At 38.0% G+C, this 6,249-nt stretch carries 5 protein-coding genes; 4 read left to right on the top strand and 1 reads right to left on the bottom strand.

All coding sequences use genetic code 11. The features are described from left to right. From V7164_RS24645 to V7164_RS24630, 4 genes are all read left to right on the top strand, one after another. The coding region (locus V7164_RS24645) for a ribonucleoside-diphosphate reductase subunit alpha (RefSeq protein WP_335355539.1) at positions 1-1,922 on the top strand (1,922 nt) is incomplete at its 5' end. A 155-nt stretch (positions 1,923-2,077) separates the two neighbouring features. Continuing rightward, positions 2,078-3,124, top strand: coding sequence for a ribonucleotide-diphosphate reductase subunit beta (locus V7164_RS24640; RefSeq protein ID WP_335344220.1), 1,047 nt, complete (start codon positions 2,078-2,080; stop codon positions 3,122-3,124). After that, on the top strand, positions 3,121-3,570 hold the full coding sequence (locus V7164_RS24635; protein ID WP_335344219.1) for a flavodoxin domain-containing protein: 450 nt from the start codon (positions 3,121-3,123) through the stop codon (positions 3,568-3,570). The genes V7164_RS24640 and V7164_RS24635 overlap by 4 nt, the downstream gene beginning before the upstream one ends. Positions 3,571-3,631: 61 nt before the next feature. After that, positions 3,632-4,060 carry a VOC family protein gene (locus tag V7164_RS24630; protein ID WP_335344218.1) on the top strand — a complete coding sequence of 143 codons (429 nt, stop codon included), beginning with the start codon at positions 3,632-3,634 and terminating at the stop codon, positions 4,058-4,060. Between the two features lie 115 nt (positions 4,061-4,175). Here V7164_RS24630 and ilvD read toward each other — a convergent pair whose 3' ends face one another. Further along, positions 4,176-5,855, bottom strand: a complete 1,680-nt coding sequence (gene ilvD / locus V7164_RS24625; protein ID WP_335355538.1) for a dihydroxy-acid dehydratase — start codon at positions 5,853-5,855, stop codon at positions 4,176-4,178. Between the last annotated feature and the right edge of the window lie 394 nt (positions 5,856-6,249).

Below are 6,249 nucleotides of genomic sequence, written 5' to 3'. Positions count from 1 at the left end.
TAGATATACTGATTGACCCTGAAAAAGATTATTTATTTAACTATATTGGTTTGTTCCTCCTTGCTGATCGTTATCTTGCCAAAGATTATGAGAAAAATATTTTTGAACTGCCGCAGGAACGATTCATGATCATTGCTATGACATTAATGAAAAACGAAGATAAAGCAAAACGAATATCTTTAGTCAAGGAAGTTTATTGGGCTTTAAGCAATCTATATATGACTGTTGCAACCCCAACACTTTCTAATGCCGGAAAAAGCTACGGACAGCTTTCTTCTTGTTTTATCGATACAGTCGATGATTCCTTAGATAGCATCTATTTAAATAATTGGGATATTGCCAGATTAAGTAAGGATGGCGGGGGAATCGGCATTTATTATGGAAAAGTCCGTGCTTTAGGTTCTGACATTAAGAAGTTTAAAGGAAATTCCTCTGGTGTCATTCCTTGGATTAGACTTGTTAATGATACGGCTGTCAGTGTCGATCAATTGGGGCAAAGACAAGGAGCCATTGCCATCTATTTAGATGTTTTTCACAAGGATATCATGAATGGGTTTTTAGATTTAAAGACAAATAATGGGGATGAGCGCAGGAAAGCCCATGACATATTTACAGGAGTCGCAATTCCTGACCTATTCATGAAGAAGCTTGAAGAAGTTGATGAAACTGGTAAAAGCATTGGCGAGTGGCACACTTTTTGTCCCCATCAAGTAAAACAGGTTATGGGATGGAAGGATGAGAATGGAAACCCATTGGGACTTGAGGATTATTATGATGAGGTCGGGGAAAAACACTTTACGAGAAAATACGTAGAAGCAGTTAACCATCCCCTTCTTCCTAGAAAGAGCTATCGTGCCATGGATATTATGGCTAGAATTATGGTTTCACAATTGGAAGCTGGCACCCCTTATATGTTTTATCGTGATGAGGTTAATCGCCAAAATCCAAATAAACATGTAAATGGAAATGGAAGAACGTCTATTTATTGCAGCAATTTATGCACAGAAATTATGCAGAACATGTCAGCGACGGTCATTCAGAATGAATATCAAGACGAAGATGGAAATATTATTATCGTTCGCAAGCCTGGAGATTTTGTTGTATGTAATTTATCTTCTATTCATTTGCCAAATGCAGTTAGAGCAGGCGTGCTGGAACGCCTCATCCAAATTCAAATGAGAATGCTCGACAACACAATCGACATTAATCAAATTTCAGTAGGACAAGCAAAGTGGACGAACCAGAAATATAGAGCAGTTGGTTTAGGAACATTTGGCTGGCATCATCTCCTTGCTATTAAGGGTATGCATTGGGAATCTGACGAAGCGGTTAACTACGCAAATGATCTATATGAGGATATAGCCTATTTTACAATACGTGCCTCAATGGAGCTTGCAAAAGAAAAAGGTGCATATAATTTATTTCATGGCTCTGAGTGGCAATCAGGTGAGTATTTTAAACGGAAAGATTATTCATCTGAACGATGGATGGATTTACAAGAAGATATCCAAAATTACGGAGTCAGAAATGGTTGGATGATGGCTGTGGCTCCGAACTCTTCAACAGCAAAAATAGGGGGATCAACAGACGGTATCGATCCTCTTTATGCTATTGAATATGCCGAGGAAAAGAAAAACTTCAAATTCAAAGTCACCGCACCTGATTTAGATCATAACACTTACAACTATTATCGCCGTGTGAGACACGAGTTGAACCAAATATGGAGCATCAAACAGAACGCAGCAAGGCAACGGCATATCGATCAGTCCATTAGCTTCAACCTTTATGTTCGCCACGATATAAAAGCAAGAGAATTATTGCAGCTTCATTTAGAAGCCTGGAAGCACGGTTTAAAAACGACCTATTATGTTCGCAGTACTTCACAAACTGAAATTGATGAATGCGAAGCTTGCCATAGTTAATATATCAACGATTTTCCAGATATATCGACGACTTTCCGAATATATCGGCGACTTCCCGAATATATCGGCGATTTCCCGGATATATCAGCGACTTTCAATAAATATCAACGACTACCAGTAATAAATTGAAAACCATTTTCAAAAGGAGCGATTCCATGGCACACCAACAATTATTAACAAAAATAAAATTGCTAAATCCTGAGTTCCCAAATAAATCTACTAGTCTAGTAAACGGTCAAGCATCGGGGATCCTAAATTGGAATGACATTAGATATCCACAAATGTATCGAATGTATCAAACTTTATTAGCTAACTTTTGGAAGGCTCAAGAAATAAATATGCAGGATGATATTAAACAGTGGGACTCCTTAAGCACAACTGAACAAGATGTTTTTTTACGAATTAACACGCAGCTGGCATCACTTGATAGCTTACAAACGCCTATGATGACACAAGTGATGGATTATGTAACAGACCCAAGCTTTAAAGCTATATTTGCTGTCATTTCGCAGCAGGAGGCGGTTCATAATGAATCATATTCTTATATCCTGAGTTCTCTTATCCCTATTAGTGAACAAATTGCCCGCTTTGACGAGGCAAAGGATGATACCATTGTTAGGAAGCGAAATCAGCTTATTCTTGAATCCTATGAAAAATTTAGAAACACCCCCTCTTTACAGCACTTATTTGAGCTTGGAATTAATTCAATTAATTTAGAAGGAATTTATTTTTATGCGGGCTTTGCCTTTTTCTATAATCTGGCCCGTCAGCAAAAGATGCTAAAAACGAGTTCCATGATTAGTTATATTCAACGTGATGAAATGCAGCATGCCTACTTCATTGCGCAATTTATTCGTATCCTTCTTACTGAAAATCCTGAATTAAATACAGAGCAAAATATTCAATATGTATATGATACAATTCATGCAGCAGTCCAGCTTGAAAAGGAATGGGCTCATTATATATTGAAGGATATTCAAGGAATCGATTTAGATGAATTTGAAGGCTATGTTGAATACCTTGCTAATAAGCGGCTTCGGCAATTAGGTCTTCAAAACCTATATAAGGAACAGGAAAATCCAATGCCTTGGATCCATGTATTCAGTGACGAAATGATGAATGAAACGAAGTCCGACTTCTTTGAACAAAAGTCTCGTACGTATACAAAGGTTTCTCAAGATAACGGTTTTGATGAGCTATGAGAATTGGCTTAATTTATACCTCGATTAGCGGAAATACAAAAGAATTGGCATTAAAATTATATGATCTGTTCAAGAAAAGAAATTTAGATGTTTATTTATATAGCATTGAACAATTTTCATGTAATCGGTTAGATGAATTTGATGCGGTTGTTGTTGGTACTTACACTTGGGGTGATGGGGAAATTCCTGATGAAATGATTCCTCTTTATCGGGAGTTTGAGAAAATCGATAGAAGCAACATGGTAACAGGCGTATTCGGGACAGGGGACAGTTTTTATCCTCACTACTGTGGAGCTGTTGATATATTCAGAGACCTATTAAAAGCAAAAACAGATTTATCGGTCACTTTAAAGGTTGAATTATTGCCTCAAGAACAAGATCTAACGAAATGTATAAAGTTCGTTGATTTATTTCTAGCTCGACTTGAAAATTTGATATTGCATTGATAAATGATAAAATGTAATAGAAATATTTAGCAATGTCAAAAAAATATAGGGAGTGTTGCAGATGGCTGTTGATGTATATTTTAACTTTAATGGAAATTGCCGAGAAGTAGTTGAATTTTATGCTGACGTTTTTGGAACAGATAAACCACAAATTATGACGTTTGGTGAGGCTCCTCCAAATCCAGAATATCCTCTGCCAGAGGATGCAAAAAATCTTGTCATGCATGCAAGGCTTAACATTAGCGGAAGCAATGTCATGTTTTCAGATGTTTTTCCTGGCATGCCTTTTATTAAAGGAAATAATATTAGCCTTGCCGTTGTCAGTACGAATCTTGATGAAGTGAAATCTCAATTTAACAAAATAAAAGAAGGCGGTAAAGTAGAAATGGAGCTTCAGGAAACCTTCTGGAGCAAATGCTACGGACAAGTAACTGATAAGTTTGGCATTGCATGGCAATTTAATTATGATAATGGCGAAAAAGTCATGTAGTTTTATCTAATACGGATTTTAACTCTTAATTAAACACGCTTGTTCATACATAGATCCATTTAAAAATAGACCTATAAAAAGTCTTATATGACTGTTTATAGGTCTTTGTAATTTCTTAATATTTCATTACTCCACCAGTATTGGCTGATGTCACAAGCTTCGAATATCTTGCTAAGTAGCCTTTTTTCACCTTCGATTCAAAGCCCTTCCAATTTGCTTTCCGTCTTTCCATTTCCTCATCAGAAATTTCCAGCTGTATGGTGCGTTTCTTTAAATCAAGCTCGATGATATCGCCATCTTCTACAAATGCGATTGGTCCTCCCTCTGCAGCTTCAGGAGAAATATGGCCGATTGAAATTCCTCTTGATGCACCTGAGAAACGTCCGTCTGTAATTAATCCAACCTTTGCTCCAAGCCCTCTTCCTACGATTTGTGAAGTAGGTGCAAGCATTTCCGGCATACCAGGACCACCTTTAGGCCCTTCATAGCGAATAACCACGACATGTCCTTCTTGTACTTTACCGGTAATGATTCCAGAAAGTGCGTCTTCTTGAGAATCAAAGCAAATCGCTGGTCCTCTATGGTAGCCGCCAACTGATTCATCAACTGCACCGACTTTAATAATCGAGCCGTCCGGAGCTAAGTTTCCAAATAATACAGCTAGTCCGCCCTGCTCAGAATGTGGATTATCTAATGGCCGAATAACATTCTTGTCCAAAATATCACTGCCAGCAACATTTTCGCGAATTGTTTTTCCTGATACAGTTAAACAATCACCATTAAAGGCACCTGGCTTCTTAAGAAGCTCATTGATAATGGCGCTAACCCCGCCTGCATTATGCACATCTTCAATATGGTAGTCTGAGGCAGGCGCAATTTTCGCTAAATGCGGTACACGGGTTGCAATTTCATTAATACGCTCTAAAGAATACTCAATCTCAGCTTCATGAGCTAAGGCAAGAGTGTGAAGAACTGTGTTAGTAGAACCGCCCATCGCCATATCCAAAGCAAATGCGTTATCGATTGCATCAATTGTTACGATATCACGAGGCTTAATATCCTTCTTAATAAGCTCCATTAATTGCTTAGCAGATTGTTTAACAAACTCTTTACGTTCCTCAGCGACAGCTAGAATTGTCCCATTACCAGGAAGTGCAAGGCCAAGCCCTTCCGCTAAACAGTTCATTGAGTTGGCTGTAAACATCCCTGAGCAAGATCCGCAAGTTGGACAGGCAAGCTGCTCGATCTCTAGCAATCTTGCTTCATCGATTTTACCAGATTGGAAAGCCCCTACCCCTTCAAATACAGATGTTAAGTCAAGCGGATTGCCAGCACTATCAGTTCCAGCCTTCATCGGACCGCCGCTAACAAAGATTGTTGGGATATTGAGGCGAAGCGCTGCCATCATCATTCCAGGTGTAATTTTGTCACAGTTAGGAATACATACCATTCCATCGAACCAATGTGCCGCAACAACTGTTTCAACAGAATCTGCAATGATTTCGCGGCTTGGCAAAGAATATCTCATACCGATATGCCCCATCGCAATACCATCATCGACACCAATTGTGTTCATTTCAAACGGAACCCCGCCTGCTTCACGGATAGCATCTTTCACAATTTTACCGAATTCTTGTAAATGAATATGTCCTGGAACTATATCAATATATGAATTGACCACCGCAATAAACGGCTTCCCAAAGTCCTCTTCCTTTACACCTGCTGCACGAAGTAAGCTTCTGTGAGGCGCACGATCAAATCCTTGTTTTATCATATTACTGCGCAGATCTGCCACGTATAATCCCTCCACATTTCTCTTTAAAATTTTTCACATATTTTAATTGATATATATTATTTAATTATCCTAAATAATATTATAATTTAACACCATATCTTGCATAATGTAAAGGAAGAACTTTAAAAATTCAGTATTTTTATAGAGTAGAATTCCCACTGTTCCCTATTTCATAATAATTAATTCACTGATTTATTTTTAAGCAAAAAAAAATGCCCCTATCGGACACTGTCTGCTTAGATTTGATTATCTATCTACTGAAGCTTCTCTATTTGCTGATTCCCTATTTTCATACCATAGCTTAAGATGTGTGAGGATTGTAAAAACTAGAAATGCATTCATTGCCCAAACAGAAATAAAAGGCGCCATACCGCCAAACTCAATGGAATAATAC

Origin of the sequence: Bacillus sp. JJ1474, from assembly GCF_036965225.1 — a bacterium.
GTDB lineage: Bacteria > Bacillota > Bacilli > Bacillales > Cytobacillaceae > Cytobacillus.
The sequence above is the reverse complement of the archived record's forward strand: the minus strand, read 5'-3'. Positions and strand labels throughout refer to the sequence as shown.